At 58.1% G+C, this 229-nt stretch carries 1 protein-coding gene; it reads right to left on the reverse strand.

The window, feature by feature from the left end; genetic code table 11:
- On the reverse strand, positions 1-229 hold a 229-nt coding region (locus SB822_RS61640; protein WP_410859741.1), incomplete at both ends, for a hypothetical protein.

Consider the following 229-nt stretch of genomic DNA (forward strand, 5'->3'; position numbering starts at 1 on the left):
GCCGATGGGATCGGCAAGGATCAGATCGAGCTTGCTTTCGTTAGAAACGCTGTCGTTGAGGCTATAGAGATTGTCCCCGTTGGGCGCATAGATCGAGAGCGACCAATAAGGCACATTTGCTCCGGTCGTGATGTGCACGGGACCATCGGCAAGATCGAAGCGACAGGTGGCTTCCTGTACCAGCGGGTCGCTGTCGCTGACCGGGCCGGTCTTTTCGTCCAGCCTGTGG

This window comes from Paraburkholderia sp. SIMBA_054, from assembly GCF_046534875.1.
GTDB lineage: Bacteria > Pseudomonadota > Gammaproteobacteria > Burkholderiales > Burkholderiaceae > Paraburkholderia > Paraburkholderia hospita.